Consider the following 17,362-nt stretch of genomic DNA (forward strand, 5'->3'; position numbering starts at 1 on the left):
CAGATCCAATTCTGATATTTATTTAAAACAGTATAGACAATAGTGTGCGAAATTGCTAGAAGTGTAGTAGATATTCTAATGTACATTGTACCCAAGAAGATGCTCAGGAGATTTTGGTTGAAAATATGCCGTTTTCATTACAATCAATTTGAAGAAGTTCATCCTGTAAAATCCAAACATCAGTTTTTTCAACAAAGAAATGAAATCCGCCAATGGATTGAACCCATGCGGGATCGATCGGTGTAGCACTTGCATTAATTCCAACAGTGAAGGCATTTGAGCCTCCACCGGCATATTTTGCATAAATTCTTACATATTGGTCCTCTTCCAAACCCCATTCATTCTTAAATGAATCCAATGCTTTTTCGGATACTGCAAATGATATCATTCCTCTTCTCTCCTTTCTGCTGTTCAATCACATTTTTTTATTTCGCCACGATAATTGGCCATTCTGAAACTGGCTCCGCATCCACATGAAGCTTTTGCATTAGGGTTATTCATAGTGAATCCGCCTACCATTCCACTCTCTTCATAGTCAATTTCAAGACCGTCAATATAAGGAATACTATTCGGGTGAACCAATATACTAAAATCCTTTTTATTTAATACAATATCCTCTTCTGCCTGCTGTTCATCTACGACTAGGGTATAGGATAATCCACTGCATCCCCCTTCATCAACACCCACTCTAAGGAATGGATTTCGGATATTCGCACTTAATAAGATTTCGGCGATTTTTTCTGATGCCTTATCACTGACCTCGATGATCATTGTGAACTCCTCCTTCGTTTATTTGTTTTTCAAACCTAAAGATTGGATACCCGTTCCTATCTGTTCAGCTACTGGTGAGATCCGAGTGCTCGCAAATAAACTCATTACAATCAACAAGAGATGGAAACCCATTGCTACAATTAATCCGGATTGGAGTGACATTCCGCCAGCCTGACAAACCACAAGAATGGAACCGCCGATCCCGATAACTACACCGGGTGTAAAAGAATCCGCAAATTGCAGATTTGCCGAGGTGTTGCCGACACCTCCTTCTCTTGTCTGAGAAAACGCCACAACACCGCTAATCGGATGCGCCAATCCAATGCCGATTCCAGCGATGATCTGTCCAAAAACTGCAACGGTAACGGTCACCACGGGTATCCAAAATACGATAGTAATCCCTATGGCAAGCAGCAATACACCCAGAATAATTCGCGTATGCCGTCCACGCCCCTGATCTGCCGAATCCCACCGTCCTTGCAGATACGCTATGACGCACCAACTCAACGCAGCACTCGCTACAATCAATCCGGCCTGAGAAGGCGTTATTCCCTTCACATCGATTAGAGCCAATACCAAGAAATTCTGTGTGCTGGTATAGGCAGCGAAGAACAGCCCACGTGTTGCCAGAATAGCTGGCATGCCTCTTCGAAGCGTAAGAGTTCCCTTCGGCAGCAGTTTGCGGAGCGGAAATATCATCAGTACTAAGCCGATAAGGACTAAAACAAATCCCATAATACTCGGAAGCATGCTTAGACCAACCAAGAAAATCCCTGTACCCATCGTTAACAGTAAAGCCATCCAAGTCGATGAAGCTCCGATATCCCCTTGTGTCTTCGGTGTTTTTAATTTCGTGAACGCAGGTAAACTAAGCAGCGCTGAAATTATCAGGATCGGTAATATTCCCCAGAAAACAAACCGCCAGGACCACTGATCTGCGATAAGACCTGCAACGTATGGACCGAGCATGGACGGAAGAACATAGGCCGTACCAAATGCTCCTAGTATTTTGGCGCGTAATTCATCCGGGTAGCTTAAGGATATTGCTGTGTACACACAAGTCATCATAGCTCCGGCACCCAAACCCTGCATGGCCCGTGATCCTATCATGGTATACATATCGCCTGATGTTGCGGCAGCGATCAACCCAACGATAAACAAAAGTAGTGCGATAGTGAACGGTACTGCAGGTCCTCTTCTATCTATGATTCGACCGACGACCAGAGTTCCGATAATCTGCGCAAGCAGATAAGTACTGAATATCCAGCCAAACAGGCTAAGGCCTTTCAAATCTCCAGCAATTGAAGGGGCAATGGTGGTTACTGACAGACCTTCGAATCCAACGGCCATCACTGACAGAATAATACCTATGGATAGTGCAAAATAACGTGGGCTGAAAATACTTTGATGATTAGACGACATGAAATGTGACCTCCAAGAAAATTGGTATGTATACATCGTATCCGGACACTTAGTAAACAATTTTGTTTATAATGTCTAAGCTACAGTTCAGCTTTGACTTTGTCAACATTTTTGTTTAAAATGTAGTCTGTGATGTAGATTTAGTTGCTTCAAAAGGAGGTGCACCTTGAGCCGAAATCAAACCAAAAAGGATGTCTCAACCAAGACCCGAAGAGCGATCATTGATCTGTTAAAGCAGCAAGGGGGAATGGATGTTATGGCACTCTCCTCGCAGTTTTCGCTATCTGGAATGGCTATTCGTCAACATTTGAATGCGCTGAAAGAAGAAGGGCTGGTTACTAATAAAGAAGAGGCCCGTCCCATGGGGCGGCCCACCAAGCTATGGATCTTAACCCCCGCGGCCGATCGGTTTTTTCCAAGCGGATATTCGGATTTATCCGTCAGTCTGATCCATTCCATGAAAGAAGCTTTCGGAAACGAGGGGCTGGACAAGCTGCTGGCTGTTCGAAATAAAAATATGCAAGAACAATATCTTCAGCAACTTGGTGATACAGCAGACGTTAGAGGGAAGCTGGAGAAACTGGCCGAGATTCGAACAAATGAAGGCTATATGGCCGAGGTTAAGGAGCAGGATGATGGCAGTCTTTTATTCATTGAGAAACATTGCCCGATCTGTGAAGCTGCTGCTGTATGTACCGGGTTATGCAAAAATGAGTTACATCTATTTAAAACTGTTCTAGGTAATAATGTTCATATTGAACGGGGGGAGTACATATTAGCGGGAGGAAGAAACTGTGTATATACGGTTAGAATCTGACAATTGCTGTGGCACTTTCCAAACGCCTGCCATGTCACACATGAGCATCCAATGACTAGCGATATGAACCATTATCATAATATTCATTACAAATAGATAACAACCCACAGCCAAGATTTATAATAAAAATGATCTTGGCTGTGGGTTGTTTTAGTTTAACTTTACCCCGTTATTTAATGTTACATATTCCATTTCATTTCTTCCTCAATTTAACTACGATATCCCTTATTCAGAAAAAATAGGTTCACTGAGCTCCCACTATAGAATGCGGAACATATAGTTCTTCTAGTGATGAAATTTCTTCAGAGGTTAATTTCACAGATAGAGCTTCTACTGAATCTTCGAGTTGAGAAATTTTCGTAGCACCTACAATAGGAGCAGCTACAGATTCTTTTTGCAGCAGCCATGCAAGCGCAATATGAATACGGGGTACACCGCGCTTCTCTGCAATTGACGCCACTCGCTCAATGATCAATCGATCTGCATCAATAGTAGAATCATATTTTGCTTTTTGAATTAGATCTGTTTCGGATCGTTGCGTGGTTTCCGACCAGTCGCGAATCAGTCTTCCAGATGCTAATGGACTATAGGGAGTCACCGCAATTTTTTGGTCCTTACAAAGTGGCATCATCTCCCTTTCCTCTTCGCGGTAGATGAGATTCAGGTGATTTTGCATGGATACAAAACGAGTCCATCCATTTTTCTCAGCCACATGTATTGCTTTTTGAAATTGCCATGCATACATAGCAGAAGCACCGATATATCTGGCCTTTCCAGACTTCACCACATCATGCATAGCTTCCATGGTTTCTTCAATTGGCGTGTTGTAATCCCAACGATGGGTGATATAGAGATCTACATAATCGGTCCCTAGTCTCTTTAGACTTTTATCTATCTCGCTCATTATAGCTTTTCGGGAAAGCCCAGCACCGTTTGGACCTTGATGCATGCGCCCCCAAACCTTTGTTGCGAGGACAATTTCATCCCGATTTGCATAATCCTTTAGAGCTCGTCCTATAATCTCTTCACTGGTTCCACTTGCATAGATATTCGCTGTATCAAAAAAGTTGATGCCGAGGTCCAGCGCTCTTTTTATAATAGGACGGCTGTTCTCCTCATTAAGCACCCATTGATGCCCTTCTGGCTGCACATCTCCAAAGCTCATACAGCCTAGGCAAATCCGAGAGACATCCATACCTGTATTTCCAAATTTAATATATTCCACAATGTAAACCTCCTTCTATTTATATAGATTAATTTCTACAGTTGTTCAAACCATTCATCATCGACAGCTTCAAACCATTCTGTTTCCCCTGGAGTCACCTGTTTTAAGTAATTGGGCAGATTTTCCTTCTTCTTGATACCACCCGTTGCCGCCAGTAATTAACAGAACTTGTCCAACGTGATGAGCGTGCCAATTATTGCGAGCACCTGGAGCAAAGGTTACATTTCCAATTGCAGTATTAAGTGGAGTAGGATCTGTAAACACCATTTGCAAATAAGCATCACCCGTAAAGTTTGCTTTAACTTTTTCCCCTAACGGAAAAATGGTACTGTTATCCTCTTATTCTCCCGCAGAAAAGTCAGTTGAAGCGGCCAGTTCAGTCTGCGTCTCGTAGTCAGCAATACGGGCTTTCAAGGTCGAAACGGTGTTTGCCAGTGCTTGAGAACCGAGTACCATTCTCATTGGCGCAGGTTCTTGATCAACGCTCTCAATGATTCGGGAAACCATACGCACTGGATCACCGGGAGCTAGTCCATTGGAAGGGTCGAGCATATTCAAGAAGCTGTGCGCCGGATTTTCATCGTATTCTGGCATCAGGTTCGCTACCTGTGCACTGCCATATCGAAACTCGGTACGGGCGCCTCCTGGCTCAACCAATGTAATACCAATGTTAAACGGTGCAACCTCTTGAGCGACCGATTCGCAAAATCCCTCAATACCAAATTTGGTGGCATGGTACATTGAATTACCTGGAAAGGCAACCTGCCCACCATAGGAGGAGATCTGAATAATTCGCCCGCCACCCTGAACACGCAGATGCGGCAGAGATGACCGAATTAGCTGGATGGATCCAGTTAGGTTAGTCGCGATGATATGATCAATCTCGGCGTCTGAGAGTTCCTCGGCTGCACCGAAAAGGCCATAACCTGCATTGCTTACGATAACGTCGATATGTCCAAACTTCTCAAAAGAGCCGTCAACAAGTTTATGAATAGCAGGAACATCGGTTACATCCAGTGTCTCGCAAGTGAAGGTATCGGGATAATTCTCGATGAATTCGGCGACCTTGTTTTTGTTACGGGCAGTTCCGATAACCTTGTCACCCTTCTCAAGAAGCTGTTTTGTCATCTCATAACCAAAGCCACTACTAACACCAGTAATAAGCCATGTACTCATAATTAATTCCTCCAAAATTTTATTTCGTTCTTTTTTAATTAGATTTCGCTGCTGCTTCATTCACACATCGTAGAGCATTCAGACTGCGCGGGTAACCTATGAAAGGTAGGCATTGAGATATAATTTTGATCAGGAATGACTTATCATTTCCAAGCCTGATATTGGCGGCCGCATGGCTGGTTAACTGAGGTTCACACCCACCCTGGGCAAAGAGAAAGCAGAATGTAATCATCTCTCTTTGTTTGTAGTCGAGTCCTTTTCGGGTATAGTAATCGCCAAAGCAGTTAGCAGCAAGCCAATGATTAATGTGTCGACTCTCTTCCGGACCGGATTTCCAGAATTGTTCCATGCTTTCTCCAAAAATTTCTACTTGTGCTTGAATTCCTGCTTCTAAACGATTCTCTGTGGTTGTAGTTGCCTGACTAGGTAAAGGTAGTTCCACACCTCCGGCAGTCAAAATATCATTTACCGCATGCAGAAAGGGAAATACCCTTCCAATGCCAAGGTAAGGCACTGACTGATAGACAATTTCCTTCGCTTCCACAGGAGTAACACCAAAGTTTAGTGCTGCTGGAAGCATGGCTTTAAACTCGTCAATCCCTTGACACCCAATTAAAACAGACAGAATGACCATCATACGAGTACGATCATCCAAATCGTCCTGATTTACCACTTCATCAAAAGCAAAGTTATCGAACCGTTCAATAAACTCTGGATCTGTTGTTAATAATTTGGATTCATAGCCCGGGAACATTCTTTCATGGTACTTATTTGCTGCCTCCGTTATTCTCATGATTCAAACCTCCTCTTAATTTAATAAAAGCTGGTTTATCGCTTTCTGTAGATACTTTTCCGTGAGATCTCGATTCCTATTAAAAGTTTATCTTTTTCGGTTATTTCATAGTCGACTTATCTACCCGAATAACGGTATGAAAGTTACAGATAAACTAAAGATGAGTCAATCCTTTGATTGACCCATACTTCATCAGAATAAACAATTACAATGTAGACATATCGATTACAAACCGATATCGTACATCACCACGAAGGACATGTTCATATGCCTCGTCAACTTGGTCCGCACGAATGACTTCGATCATTGGAGCGATTCCGTGCTCAGCCGAAAAGTCGAGCATCTCTTGAGTTTCTTTGATACCACCAACGTTTGATGCAGTAATGCTCCGACGCCCAGCAAATAAGGAAAAAACATTGTATTGATCTGGTTTGTTTGGCAGACCCAAATTAACTAATGCTCCGTCCACATTAAGTATGGATAGAAAGGCATCGACATCTATATTCGCAGAAACTGTGTTTAAAATTAGATCAAATTGACCTGCCAACTCAGTAAATGTGGCGGGATCATTCGTTCGATAATAGTGATTTGCACCAAATGCAAAGGCTTCTTCTTTTTTGTTCAAATTATGACTTAGGACAGTTACTTCAGTGCCCATCATATGGGCAAACTGAACTGCCAGATGACCAAGTCCTCCCATTCCCACAATCGCAACCTTCTTACCTGGTCCAGCGTTCCAATGTCTAAGAGGCGAGTAAGTGGTAATGCCTGCACACAACAGTGGGCTTGCCACATCCAGTTCTAAGGCATCCGGAATACGTACAACAAACTTATCTTTCACAACGATTTTCTGACTATATCCACCATATGTTAGATTTCCGTCGTAATCTATAGAATTAAATACGACGACGACACCTTTCTTACAAAACTGCTCTTCTCCTCTGAGACAGAAGTCACATTCCCCGCACGAGTCAACAAAGCAGCCTACGCCAACACGATCGCCAGCAGTGAATTTTGTCACACTACTACCTACAGCAGTAACAACACCTGCAATCTCATGACCCGGAACCATCGGGAAAACTCCGCTGCCAAAATCATCATGAGCATTGTGAATATCAGAATGGCAGATACCACAATATTTAATATCTATTAAAACATCATCTGGCCTTAAATCTCTACGTTCTATGGTTGTTAGTTCAAATGGTGTCTTTGCCGCTGGAACACATAGTACTCGAGTAGTAATGTTGTTATGATTGTTACACATATTACAACAATCCTTTCTAATAAAAGATGAATTCCATAATTAATGTTCATAATTATCTTAATGAACTTATGTCTATTATTATAATTGATTTGCATTTGAGGTCTATTGTCAATTTCAAGTGATTTGTGCATTAATAAATAGAATGATTGAATTTGTTTATTATTTACTGATTTATATTGAAAAATAATAAACATTTGTTAATAATTAAAAACAAGTACAAAAATGTATTTTCTCTATATTTATGATGATAAAGAAAGTTCGGTGGGCAAAATGACTAAGGTCGATAGAAGAATTCTTAAAACCCAGGAAGCATTAAAAACAGCAGTAATTAAACTAATGGCTGAGAAAAATTTTGATGATATAACCATTCAAGATCTTTCGGATCAAGCAAATGTCAGCCGTGGGACGATTTACCTCCACTACATGGATAAATACGATTTGTTGGATAAACTTATTGAAAACCATATTAATGAGCTACAGGAGAGATGCGAAGCGGCAGCTGATTTGGATTTTGTAACTGGGTCTCTGATTTGGACGGAATACTTCGAAAGTAATTACGATTTTTTCTCCATGATGTTAGCGAGTAAAGGAGCGCCTTTCTTTCGCAACCGGTTCCTTGAATTTTTGATTGAAGAGTTCAAAGATGAAGTAGATAACACAAAGGGGAAAAACGAAGGGCTAAATAAAGATCTTGTCGTACGATTTGTGGCTTCCTCGTATGTGGGCGTAGTTGAATGGTGGTTTACGAACAAAAGGCCTGTAACTCATCAAGTATTAGCAGAACAGTTAGGGGCCTTGTTGGATAGAATTTGTGAGTAATAGGTGCAAGTTCTTGGCTTAATCAAAGATTGTACCCATAAAACAGAAAATCCGCGCTGGGCGCGGATTTCGTACAGTATATTTAATATTTTATTTTTCACTAGTTTATCTCAACTTTAGCCTTTACAGTAGCACCCGCTACGGATAACGGTAGGATGACATCCTCATTTACATCTCCGATATGCACGACCTCATAAGGAGCAATATGTGCGTCATCAAAAAGCACTGTAAAAGCACTCCAGCCATCATAGTAGTATATGCCACCTGCATGTGCATCTGAAGTCATAGGAACTCCCTGAATTGATGGCTTGTTAGGAAGTGAACTGTAGTATTCGTGACCTGCATATCGTTCTAGGGTTAATTCCATTGGTAACATATTTAGTATATCTTCTACTGTACGGTTACTGTTTAATGTTGCTGTATATTCTTTTCCATCTAAAGTTAATTTTATTGACTTCCCCATTGCTCTCTCCACTCTCCTGATGAATTCAGAAGCCCATCGTATTCTAAACTTACTCAGGCTTATTCACACCCAAGCTACTACGGACTTCCAATCCCGGCGTTACAGCTAATTTAACAATTAAATCAGCAACACTCTTACGTGATACTTCCGACCCCTTAAACAATTCGCCTTTCTGAGTTGTTTCATAGTCGATTTCATTCTTATTGGTAAACCATGCGGGTCGCAATATCGTATAGTCAAGATTTGAAGCCTCAATGACTTGAGCTGACTTTCGATATGGGTTTAAAATGCTACCATATTTCTCCCCTGGAACTTCATCATAAATGCCCATAGAATTGATGAAAATTAGGCGTTTTACGCTGCTCGCATTCATAGCTTCTACAATGTTCTTAGCCATTTTTTCGAGGTTGCCAGCTAGATTAGCATAGACAACGTCTTGGCCTGCCATTGCTTTTTTTAATGTTTCCATATCCATAACATCGCCTTCAATGACACGAGTGCGATACGGATCAAGTTTTCTTAGGTTGCCAGCATTCCGTAGGAAAAGCGTTAACTCAGCATCCGTTTTTTTGAGGAATAAATCGATAGCATAACCAGCAATTCCTCCGTTTGCTCCAAGAATCAATACTTTGGTCATAATTAATACTCCCTTTCATCTTTAAAAGTTATAGCTTCGGCATATCAATAACAAATCTGTATCGAACATTACTTTTGAGGACTCGTTTATACCCGAACTTAGATTAGAACGTCATACCCAGAACTGGATGTGGCACATAAGATTCTTCCAATAAGTCCATTTCTTCAGGTGTCAACTTAATCGAAAGTGCAGCTACTGCGTCTTCAATATGAGAGATTTCAGTTGTTCCAACAATTGTAGATGTAACGGGCTCCTTGTGAAGCAACCAAGCAAGTGCGATTTGTGACATCGGTACCCCCCTTGTTGCAGCAACTTCGGCTACATGTTCAACGACTAGTCGATCTGAATCAGCTGTTGAGGAATATATCGCTGTTGCGATTGCATCAACTTTGGCACGCTCGTCCGTTTCCCCCCAAGGTCTTGCCAATCTTCCAGCAGCCAGCGGACTCCAAGGCATTACTGCGATTTTATTTTCCTTACATAGTGGCATCATCTCTCTCTCCTCTTCTCGGTATAAGAGATTGTAATGATCCTGCATAGCTACAAACTTGGTCCAACCATTACGGTCAGCAGCATGTTGTGCTTTTAAGAACTGCCAAGCATACATCGTGGAAGCGCCAATATATCTAGCCTTACCTGCCTTCACGACATCATGCAAAGCTTCCATAGTCTCTTCTATAGGCGTATTGTAATCCCAACGGTGGGTATAATAGAGATCGACATAATCGGTTCCTAGACGCTTAAGTGTTTTATCAATTTCACTCATAATAGCTTTGCGGGAAAGCCCACTACCATTTGGACCTTCACTCGTTGGGTAAAAAACTTTAGATGCTAGGACGATTTCATCCCGGTTGCCATACTCCTTTAGGAGCCGTCCAATGATTTCTTCACTCGTTCCGCCCGAGTAGACGTTCGCAGTATCAAAAAAATTGATTCCTACATCAAGTGCTTTTCTAATCATAGGACGACTGCGTTCTTCATTAAGTGCCCACGGAAAATCGCCTCGTTCTCCTATACCAAAACTCATCCCTCCAAGACAAATTCGTGATACATCCAAACCTGTATTTCCAAGTTTTACATATTCCATTCTATAGTTCCTCACTTTCATTTCGTTATATTTTTTAGATGTACCGTATAAATTAACTTGAAAGTTGCTCTGTTAGGTTACATCTGTGTATTATTATATATAGATATTAAAGGTCTACAATTACTAATTGACCGATATTTGTGCATTAGTTCACAGATTGATTCAAAATAGCTAATATTTATAGAAAGCAGTGATCCTCATATGCCTAAAGTAGATAGAAGAATACTTAAATCTAAAGAAGCGATAAAACAAGCGGTTATTGAACTTATTTCCGAAAAAAACTTTAATCAGATTACGATACAGGATATTTCCGACAAAGCAAACGTAAGTCGTAGAACGATTTACCTTCATTATCTAGATAAATTTGATCTGCTGGATAAGCTTATTGAAGAACATATTAATGAACTAGAAGAACTACGTAATGCATCAGTTGAAATGGATTTTATAGATGGAGGTTTGATTTGGTTTGAATACCTAGAAAGCAATTATTTATTCTTCTCGACGATGTTAGCCAGTCAAGGCGCCCTCTCTTTTCGTAATAGATTCCTTGAATTTGTCATGGAAGGTTTAAAGGATGAAGTGACTATAGAAGAAGGGAAAAATGAGGGGTTCAATGAAGAGGTAATTCTTCGATTTATTGCAGCGGCTTATGTAGAGGTAGTGGAATGGTGGTTTAAGAATGAAATGCCTTATCCACCTCGTGAAATGGCCAAACAAGTGGGAATATTGATAGAGAGGATTGTATAGTCAGTATCTTAAACAAGGATGAATTATCCCAATTTCACGTAGCCATTCAGATACAGCTTCTTGTGCAGTTGTCACTTCATTACACTCTATATCAAAGCCTTCTAAGACGTTTTGCCTCCGGGACAAGCTCTCTGATCATTTCAAAGCTCTGTCCAGGTCCATATCCACATGAGTAATAAAAGGTACGATGGTTTTTCCTGAAAAATCATATTCAGATATAAACGATGCAATTGGAGTAACTTGAATAGGTTCCTATTATTCGGAGTTTGTTATAGTTTTCAATATGGCGTACATCCAATAACTTTAACGTCGCTTGATCTGCAGCCAAACGGACAACCAGGATACTTACGCTATTTAGTGAACAAACCCATAGGCATCCAGATTGGCAAAATAATTTATTGAGATCACCTCGTATAAGTCCTGATGATAGAATCGCCATTCTAGCGAATGGAGCAGCAAGAAAAATTGATCCTGACCGTAATTCATATATCGTTCCATTCATACGTATTCTTCTCCCCCTGCGAGTGAAACAGAAATTCATGCTTTATTATAAATGGAAGTTTTAATGGAAAATTTTGGGTAGATATGTTCACAGAAAAATGGTAGATTATTCTATGGTTGATACCTCAGCTTGTTCGTGTTCGATATATGTTATTAGGATTACGCGCAAGTCGGGAGATATGTTTAGGCTTATATAATCTATATTTGGGGCGGGTGTCTGCATGGACAAAAATTCTGGTCATAGAACAAACGTTATAGGCGCGGGTGAGGTTGGCGTCGCCATCTCGGTCGATATGAATACGAATGCTATTCATGAAACAAACAGCTTATTTTGGGATACAAAAGGAAATGATGTTTTAGGAGCTACCGCACTACCTTTATATGGAGCATTTGTCTCAGAAGAACAATGTCAACTTTTTGGTGATGTCTCAGGGAAAAAGTTGCTGGAGATAGGCTGTGGAAGCGGTCAATCTTTGCAATATTTGGGGGAACGCAATGCATCTGAACTATGGGGTACGGATATATCAGAGAATCAAATCGAAAAGACTAGGCAACTTTTGACGGCGCACGGACTTTCAGCAAATTTGATCTGTTCTCCCATGGAAGAAGAATGTGGCCTGCCAGAGGATTATTTTGACTTTGTTTATTCGGTTTATGCCATAGGCTGGACAACAGACCTTGAGGGTACTTTTAGCCGGATTGCTTCTTACCTTAAAAAAGATGGATCATTTATTTTCAGCTGGTCTCACCCTATACACAAATGTGTTGTTGCAGAAAATGATATGCTTGTTTTCAAAAAATGTTATTTCGATGAATCTTGGTATTCAGTATCTCTTGAAGAAAGTACGCTAACCTTATCGGATCGTAAATTATCAACCTATGTGAATGCGCTCTCTAAAGCTGGATTTGTTATTGAGCAAATGATTGAGCAATCTGATGATGAACTTATGCAGTCGCGGGACGATAAAAGCGATTTTGCAAAAAAAGCAAAGATGCTTCCTGTAACTTTTGTAATTAAAGCAAGAAAACTCTAGCATCCGATACCTATTGAACAACCTTACAACGTAATAATTATTATTCTAAGCCGATCCAGAAAAGGATCGGCTTATTTGATAGCTTTGTTAAGATCAATCTTGCCTGTTCTCAACAGATTTCATACGGTTTTGATCATCTGGCACTCGGTCATTACTGAATTCCTGGCCTGCTTCTACTTCACCATGACCGGAAGCACTTCGGGCAAAATTTGTGAACTGCCTCTTCTGCTCATCTAGCTTATGTTTACTTTTAAGAAGCTCCTGCGGATCTTGATTTGTCATCATTATCACCTCGCAAAATGGATTCATGCTGTTTATTCGCACTACATAAGTTTTCCATAATAGAGCGGTGCTTATGCAAGATAAAAAAACTCCTGCTCACCATAAGCAGAAGTTTCTAAATGAAGTTCTATTTAACGAAAAATATCAATTATTTTATGCAAAACAAGGTATTCCAAAACAACAATCCCACCGCAAATGAGTATAAAAAACTGAAGTCTTGCCGTATTCATTCTATCCTTCCAATACTCTCCCCGGAATAAAGAAATGATGTTAGGCGTAAAAGTATGCCTAATCGATTCGTTATAATCATCATTATCCACGAAGAACACACGAAACAAAAATCTATATACTGGAATATTTAAGAACAGTAACAAAATGATCATCACAAGACTCAATGTCCTCTCCTCCCAAGATCCACTTATCTTAATTTTACCACATGAGTAAATGTAGAAATCGGAAACTGATGACAACTTTATAACCGCTCCACTAAAAAAAGACCTTCCCTTTATAGGAAGGCCATTATTGAGTAATATTCACTTTCAGCTGTGTGAACGACTATTTATGCTCCAACCACTTACACTCAGTAATTTCCATTTCCGTGAAAACACCTTTAAATGAAGAATTCTCTGGGCTACAAGCATATAAGCCAAAATTTATTTCCTCATTCCCTTCAAACAAATGAAAAATACGCATCTGTTCAAATGTAGTTCCATCCAAAGAGCTTTCAATACAGAAATCACTTTCACGTCGACTTAGTCTATAATACATTGTTTTAATGTTTGCATCGATATCTGTTGTTGCCCAATCTGAATATCCGTGATTTGTAACCACACTTCCAAGTCTTTGGAATTCCTCATTTTCATATTCTACCGATGCCTTGAACCAATTGTCACTGTCCTGATAGATGACTATCCCACACTGCTCGTATCTATTTGCACTATCATAATCTGTTCTTACTATAAATGAAAAATACTTCTCAGCAGTTTTCATTAACAGTGCAGGTGAATTATCATTTCTAAAACCATAATAGGTTCGTTGCCAAAAATCTGTATTCGGCATCGTTACAAATTCAATCCTGTTTTCTGTAATAGAATAATCATTGATTGGATTTATCCAAAAAAGCTGTTCTTTATTAAAGTTCATTGCTCTACTCCTCACTTTTTATAAAGTTTTGTCAACCATTTTCATTGCTAAGATTCCAAATACAATTTAAATAGTTTTCAGCAGTTCATCCTAATAATACCATTTGAAGAATATAACGCACATCATTTTCTAATCTTTTATATTGAAGTATCCAGAGAATTAAATAAAAAGGTTGTCCCGTTCACATAAGCTCTCAAAATCGCTTGAGCATATGGCTGCTCTTCAATCAAACCCTCGGTCTCTAGCGGATTCTCTGCATGAAAGCTATAGGCTTCGATTATTGCCATGACTAAGAAGCACTCTAGCTTCATTATATGTTCATCTTCCAGCTTTCTGATTCTCTGATATCCTTCGACGAAATAAGCTCTTTGTGTTGGGTATAATCCCATAATAGCCTGAGCTATATCGTAAAGATGGTAGCCGAAGCCACACCTGCCAAAATCAATAGGGTACGGTTCATTATCCTGAAAAATGACATTTCCATTATGTAAGTCCGCGTGGATCATCCCATAATTTTGTTCATGTCTTGTGATCGTTTCGAGACATGTTGCCACTTTAGTGGCAGCTACGGAATACAACTTAAAACCCTCATCCGATATGAAATGTTTGCGATGTAGACTTAGGTGATCCCAGTCCCGTTTAAAGCTCAGTGCACCCCAAGAAGGACGAGTAAAGCCGCTGGAAGGACTAAAATCAGAGCTGGCCTCATGAAGCTTTGCCATCAATGATCCTGTTTTACGGATGCCTTCCTCCGTTAGTTCGCTTTTGTCTACATGCTTTCCCTCGACCCATCTCATTAAGCTCGAATAAAACCGTTGTCCGTCACACACCGACGTTTCCGTAATAAAGGCCCCTTCACGATTGATTACAGCTTCGGGCAAGATGAGGCCCTTACTCTTCAATGCGAACAACCACTCTATTTCTGAAATGGTTCCTTCGCGTTGTTTGTTATTCGGGTGAATACGGAGCAAGAACTGTTCCCCCACTTCGCTTACAATGCGGAAGGTGACATGTTCGGATACTTGAATAAAGTGAATGGAGTTCCAGTCTATTTCGTATTCCTGCAAAGCATGAAAGGCCGCTTGCTTTACTTGTCTCAGAGTTCGGAGTCGATTCTCCTCAGTATTGATCTGAAAACCGTTATTCATTGCTTATCTCCTTTGTCTACCATACTTCCATCATTTTAACAGTCTAGACGGATAGCTGTAATAATAAAGTATGAATATGAAAAGAGTTTTCTCTTTTTGACTCACCTATAAAAATAGGGAATTCATTCCATTTAGGCATGAAATTCCCTACTCTTCAAATCTAATAAGATTCTTCTACAAGCGAAATTGCAACAGGTTCTATGACATTAGTATAAGTGCCATCACCAAGCTGAGCTAACCCATTATACCCCCAGGTCAGCAAGGTCCCCTCCTCACTAACCGCACCGCCGCTCATATAACCTGCACTAATAGCGACGATACGACTGCCAATGTTGAGCTTAGAAGCGAGGGAACGCTCCGACTCAGCACTACCACCGAGCTGGCCCTCATTGTTCGCTCCCCATAACCATACGTTTCCATCGCTTTTCAGAGCCATGCTATGCAAGGCGCCAGCGGATACACTGATAACTGAACCAAGATCCAAGGCTTGAACGGGAGTATAATGATCTTCGGTTGTCCCATCCCCCAAGATTCCCTTAACGTTCGTTCCCCAGCTCCATACGGTTCCGTCCTTTTTCACTGCCATGCTGTGATAAAAGCCGGCAGATACGGAAGTAACGCTGCTTAACTCAGCAACCTGCACTGGGGTCACGTGGTCGATTTTTGTGTTATCTCCGAGCTGACCGTAGGCATTGAACCCCCATGCATAAACCTGACCATCGTGGCTAACCGCTAGATTATGAAAGGCTCCGGCTGAGATCGATGCGATTGAGTCCAAACCTGCAACCTGCACCGGTAATGCACTATCCTCGGTGGTTCCATCTCCAAGCTGACCATATGTGTTAAGTCCCCATGCCCACACCGTTCCATCGGACAACAACGCTAACGAATGCTGCTCACCTGCTTGAACCGCTATGACATTCACTAATCCAGTCACTTGCTGCGGCACAAGCTGGGGCGCCGACGTACCATTACCCAGCTGGCCCACGCTATTGCTTCCCCATGTCCAAATCGTTCCGTCCGTCGCGAGCGCGATGGAATGGTCTTGTCCAACGGATGTGGCGCTTATCTCCGGCAAGCCAACAATTCGCACAGGCTTATTACGAGCAATGGTTGTGCTATCACCGAGCTGGCCCATCCTATTATTGCCCCAAGCCCATACGGTACCATCCGGCTGTACAGTCAATGTATGAAAGGAATTCCCGTTGCCCATGCTCATAATGGGACCAACATTACTTACAACATCAAGTGTACTAACCTTCAACTCGTTACTAATTGCTGATTTTTTCCCTGCTTCGTCTATAGCTTGTACTACAAAGGTATACTCCTGTCCAGCCTTCAAGTCGACGGCCGTGTAGACCGTTGTGCTAACTGTTACTTCTGCCAACAGATCAGAGTCCTTATATAGAACATATTCCGCAACTCCGACATTATCCTCGGATGAAGTCCATGCCAAGCTAATGCTATCTGATGTGCGACTGAAAAGAGTTAGCTCGGGCGTACTCGGTGATTCTTGATCGGCTAGAGGGAGTTCCTCTTCCTTCGTTGTTGGTGGGTACGCTTCCGCTGGAAGCGTACTTGCGGTTAAAGGTGGACTTGTTTTTGACACGGGTCCGGATATGTTTACGGCTTGGACCGTAAATGTATAGCTCCGGTCGGAAACCAATCCCTTCACCGTATACTCCGTTAATTCGCCTGAATCGAAGGTATAGACCACATCGGTTACGCTAGGATTGGTAGACTCCATTAGATTTACCTTATAACTCACATCCGTGTTAGAGGTTCCCTCTACGGCATCCCAGGTAAGGCGAATGCTTGTGGAGGTTGAATCGCTGACTGCCAGATTCGCTGGTGCAGCCAATAGCTTTACTTGTTCAAAAGAGCATCCTTTTGCATCTCCTACAGACGGGAATTGAATGACGGATGGAAATATAAGAACTAACACCAACATTAAGCTCAATTTTTTTATCGGAAATAGCTTCCTTGCCATTTTTAATCACTTCCTATCAAATAAAATGGATGGTTCCTACCTC

20 protein-coding genes are annotated in these 17,362 nt (G+C 41.3%); 4 read left to right on the forward strand and 16 right to left on the reverse strand.

The window, feature by feature from the left end; all coding sequences use genetic code 11:
- Positions 1-103 precede the first annotated feature (103 nt).
- Genes MKY63_RS25515 through MKY63_RS25525 form a run of 3 tightly spaced genes read right to left on the reverse strand, consistent with a single transcriptional unit; the run spans position 104 to position 2,193 of the window.
- On the reverse strand, positions 104-388 hold the full coding sequence (locus MKY63_RS25515; RefSeq protein ID WP_076106624.1) for a hypothetical protein: 285 nt from the start codon (positions 386-388) through the stop codon (positions 104-106).
- A 23-nt stretch (positions 389-411) separates the two neighbouring features.
- Positions 412-768 carry an iron-sulfur cluster assembly accessory protein gene (locus MKY63_RS25520; RefSeq protein ID WP_036677411.1) on the reverse strand — a complete coding sequence of 119 codons (357 nt, stop codon included), beginning with the start codon at positions 766-768 and terminating at the stop codon, positions 412-414.
- A gap of 21 nt (positions 769-789) precedes the next feature.
- Positions 790-2,193, reverse strand: a complete 1,404-nt coding sequence (locus MKY63_RS25525) for an MFS transporter (RefSeq protein WP_076274542.1) — start codon at positions 2,191-2,193, stop codon at positions 790-792.
- 166 nt (positions 2,194-2,359) lie between these two features.
- Between MKY63_RS25525 and MKY63_RS25530 the strand changes: the two genes are divergently transcribed.
- Positions 2,360-3,010 (forward strand): metalloregulator ArsR/SmtB family transcription factor, encoded by a 651-nt coding sequence (locus tag MKY63_RS25530; RefSeq protein WP_076106619.1) that lies wholly within the window; start codon positions 2,360-2,362, stop codon positions 3,008-3,010.
- Positions 3,011-3,254: 244 nt separating this feature from the next.
- Here MKY63_RS25530 and MKY63_RS25535 read toward each other — a convergent pair whose 3' ends face one another.
- From MKY63_RS25535 to MKY63_RS25550, 4 genes are all read right to left on the reverse strand, one after another.
- Positions 3,255-4,235 carry an aldo/keto reductase gene (locus MKY63_RS25535; RefSeq protein WP_076106617.1) on the reverse strand — a complete coding sequence of 327 codons (981 nt, stop codon included), beginning with the start codon at positions 4,233-4,235 and terminating at the stop codon, positions 3,255-3,257.
- Positions 4,236-4,574: 339 nt separating this feature from the next.
- On the reverse strand, positions 4,575-5,411 hold the full coding sequence (locus tag MKY63_RS25540) for an SDR family oxidoreductase (protein WP_076106615.1): 837 nt from the start codon (positions 5,409-5,411) through the stop codon (positions 4,575-4,577).
- 34 nt (positions 5,412-5,445) lie between these two features.
- Positions 5,446-6,204, reverse strand: coding sequence for a carboxymuconolactone decarboxylase family protein (locus MKY63_RS25545; protein WP_076273194.1), 759 nt, complete (start codon positions 6,202-6,204; stop codon positions 5,446-5,448).
- Between the two features lie 205 nt (positions 6,205-6,409).
- The gene (locus tag MKY63_RS25550) at positions 6,410-7,468 is read right to left on the reverse strand and encodes an NAD(P)-dependent alcohol dehydrogenase (RefSeq protein ID WP_076106613.1); all 1,059 of its coding nucleotides are present in this window, start codon (positions 7,466-7,468) and stop codon (positions 6,410-6,412) included.
- Positions 7,469-7,738: 270 nt separating this feature from the next.
- Between MKY63_RS25550 and MKY63_RS25555 the strand changes: the two genes are divergently transcribed.
- The gene (locus MKY63_RS25555; RefSeq protein ID WP_076099158.1) at positions 7,739-8,287 is read left to right on the forward strand and encodes a TetR/AcrR family transcriptional regulator; all 549 of its coding nucleotides are present in this window, start codon (positions 7,739-7,741) and stop codon (positions 8,285-8,287) included.
- A 100-nt stretch (positions 8,288-8,387) separates the two neighbouring features.
- On the opposite strand, the gene MKY63_RS25560 is transcribed toward MKY63_RS25555, so the two are convergent.
- From MKY63_RS25560 to MKY63_RS25570, 3 genes are all read right to left on the reverse strand, one after another.
- A complete protein-coding gene (locus MKY63_RS25560; RefSeq protein WP_076272605.1) occupies positions 8,388-8,750 on the reverse strand; it encodes a cyclophilin-like fold protein in 363 nt (120 codons plus the stop codon).
- A gap of 49 nt (positions 8,751-8,799) precedes the next feature.
- Complete coding sequence (locus MKY63_RS25565) at positions 8,800-9,387, reverse strand: SDR family oxidoreductase (protein WP_076274541.1); 588 nt, start codon at positions 9,385-9,387, stop codon at positions 8,800-8,802.
- Between the two features lie 103 nt (positions 9,388-9,490).
- On the reverse strand, positions 9,491-10,474 hold the full coding sequence (locus MKY63_RS25570) for an aldo/keto reductase (protein ID WP_076274540.1): 984 nt from the start codon (positions 10,472-10,474) through the stop codon (positions 9,491-9,493).
- 201 nt (positions 10,475-10,675) lie between these two features.
- Between MKY63_RS25570 and MKY63_RS25575 the strand changes: the two genes are divergently transcribed.
- Positions 10,676-11,221: a TetR/AcrR family transcriptional regulator gene (locus tag MKY63_RS25575; protein WP_076099162.1), complete on the forward strand. Its 546-nt coding sequence runs from the start codon at positions 10,676-10,678 to the stop codon at positions 11,219-11,221.
- Between the two features lie 354 nt (positions 11,222-11,575).
- On the opposite strand, the gene MKY63_RS25580 is transcribed toward MKY63_RS25575, so the two are convergent.
- Positions 11,576-11,719: a hypothetical protein gene (locus MKY63_RS25580; protein ID WP_176462520.1), complete on the reverse strand. Its 144-nt coding sequence runs from the start codon at positions 11,717-11,719 to the stop codon at positions 11,576-11,578.
- Positions 11,720-11,943: 224 nt separating this feature from the next.
- On the opposite strand from MKY63_RS25580, the gene MKY63_RS25585 reads away from it, so the two are divergent.
- Positions 11,944-12,756 carry a class I SAM-dependent methyltransferase gene (locus MKY63_RS25585; protein ID WP_038571275.1) on the forward strand — a complete coding sequence of 271 codons (813 nt, stop codon included), beginning with the start codon at positions 11,944-11,946 and terminating at the stop codon, positions 12,754-12,756.
- A gap of 93 nt (positions 12,757-12,849) precedes the next feature.
- Here MKY63_RS25585 and MKY63_RS25590 read toward each other — a convergent pair whose 3' ends face one another.
- The 5 genes from MKY63_RS25590 to MKY63_RS25610 all read right to left on the reverse strand — a co-directional run bounded on the left by MKY63_RS25590 (position 12,850) and on the right by MKY63_RS25610 (position 17,319).
- Positions 12,850-13,041: a hypothetical protein gene (locus MKY63_RS25590; RefSeq protein ID WP_036677120.1), complete on the reverse strand. Its 192-nt coding sequence runs from the start codon at positions 13,039-13,041 to the stop codon at positions 12,850-12,852.
- Positions 13,042-13,169: 128 nt separating this feature from the next.
- The gene (locus tag MKY63_RS25595; RefSeq protein WP_051490957.1) at positions 13,170-13,433 is read right to left on the reverse strand and encodes a hypothetical protein; all 264 of its coding nucleotides are present in this window, start codon (positions 13,431-13,433) and stop codon (positions 13,170-13,172) included.
- A gap of 160 nt (positions 13,434-13,593) precedes the next feature.
- Positions 13,594-14,181, reverse strand: a complete 588-nt coding sequence (locus MKY63_RS25600) for a DUF1349 domain-containing protein (RefSeq protein WP_076099164.1) — start codon at positions 14,179-14,181, stop codon at positions 13,594-13,596.
- A gap of 137 nt (positions 14,182-14,318) precedes the next feature.
- The gene (locus tag MKY63_RS25605) at positions 14,319-15,329 is read right to left on the reverse strand and encodes a phosphotransferase (RefSeq protein WP_076296639.1); all 1,011 of its coding nucleotides are present in this window, start codon (positions 15,327-15,329) and stop codon (positions 14,319-14,321) included.
- 160 nt (positions 15,330-15,489) lie between these two features.
- Positions 15,490-17,319 carry a fibronectin type III domain-containing protein gene (locus tag MKY63_RS25610; RefSeq protein ID WP_076316434.1) on the reverse strand — a complete coding sequence of 610 codons (1,830 nt, stop codon included), beginning with the start codon at positions 17,317-17,319 and terminating at the stop codon, positions 15,490-15,492.
- Positions 17,320-17,362 lie beyond the last annotated feature (43 nt).

The sequence above is a fragment of the Paenibacillus sp. FSL R7-0189 genome, assembly GCF_037969925.1.
GTDB classification, from domain to species: domain Bacteria; phylum Bacillota; class Bacilli; order Paenibacillales; family Paenibacillaceae; genus Paenibacillus_AQ; species Paenibacillus_AQ odorifer.

Excerpts from the sequence above, each read along its gene's own strand:
- MKY63_RS25525 (WP_076274542.1), bottom strand. The coding sequence starts at position 2,193 with ATGTCGTCTAATCATCAAAGTATTTTCAGCCCACGTTATTTTGCACTA.
- MKY63_RS25580 (WP_176462520.1), bottom strand. The coding sequence starts at position 11,719 with ATGGAACGATATATGAATTACGGTCAGGATCAATTTTTCTTGCTGCTC.
- MKY63_RS25570 (WP_076274540.1), bottom strand. The coding sequence starts at position 10,474 with ATGGAATATGTAAAACTTGGAAATACAGGTTTGGATGTATCACGAATT.
- MKY63_RS25605 (WP_076296639.1), bottom strand. The coding sequence starts at position 15,329 with ATGAATAACGGTTTTCAGATCAATACTGAGGAGAATCGACTCCGAACT.
- MKY63_RS25575 (WP_076099162.1), top strand. The coding sequence starts at position 10,676 with ATGCCTAAAGTAGATAGAAGAATACTTAAATCTAAAGAAGCGATAAAA.
- MKY63_RS25560 (WP_076272605.1), bottom strand. The coding sequence starts at position 8,750 with ATGGGGAAGTCAATAAAATTAACTTTAGATGGAAAAGAATATACAGCA.
- MKY63_RS25540 (WP_076106615.1), bottom strand. The coding sequence starts at position 5,411 with ATGAGTACATGGCTTATTACTGGTGTTAGTAGTGGCTTTGGTTATGAG.
- MKY63_RS25550 (WP_076106613.1), bottom strand. The coding sequence starts at position 7,468 with ATGTGTAACAATCATAACAACATTACTACTCGAGTACTATGTGTTCCA.
- MKY63_RS25585 (WP_038571275.1), top strand. The coding sequence starts at position 11,944 with ATGGACAAAAATTCTGGTCATAGAACAAACGTTATAGGCGCGGGTGAG.
- MKY63_RS25555 (WP_076099158.1), top strand. The coding sequence starts at position 7,739 with ATGACTAAGGTCGATAGAAGAATTCTTAAAACCCAGGAAGCATTAAAA.
- MKY63_RS25515 (WP_076106624.1), bottom strand. The coding sequence starts at position 388 with ATGATATCATTTGCAGTATCCGAAAAAGCATTGGATTCATTTAAGAAT.
- MKY63_RS25600 (WP_076099164.1), bottom strand. The coding sequence starts at position 14,181 with ATGAACTTTAATAAAGAACAGCTTTTTTGGATAAATCCAATCAATGAT.
- MKY63_RS25565 (WP_076274541.1), bottom strand. The coding sequence starts at position 9,387 with ATGACCAAAGTATTGATTCTTGGAGCAAACGGAGGAATTGCTGGTTAT.
- MKY63_RS25610 (WP_076316434.1), bottom strand. The coding sequence starts at position 17,319 with ATGGCAAGGAAGCTATTTCCGATAAAAAAATTGAGCTTAATGTTGGTG.
- MKY63_RS25590 (WP_036677120.1), bottom strand. The coding sequence starts at position 13,041 with ATGATGACAAATCAAGATCCGCAGGAGCTTCTTAAAAGTAAACATAAG.
- MKY63_RS25545 (WP_076273194.1), bottom strand. The coding sequence starts at position 6,204 with ATGAGAATAACGGAGGCAGCAAATAAGTACCATGAAAGAATGTTCCCG.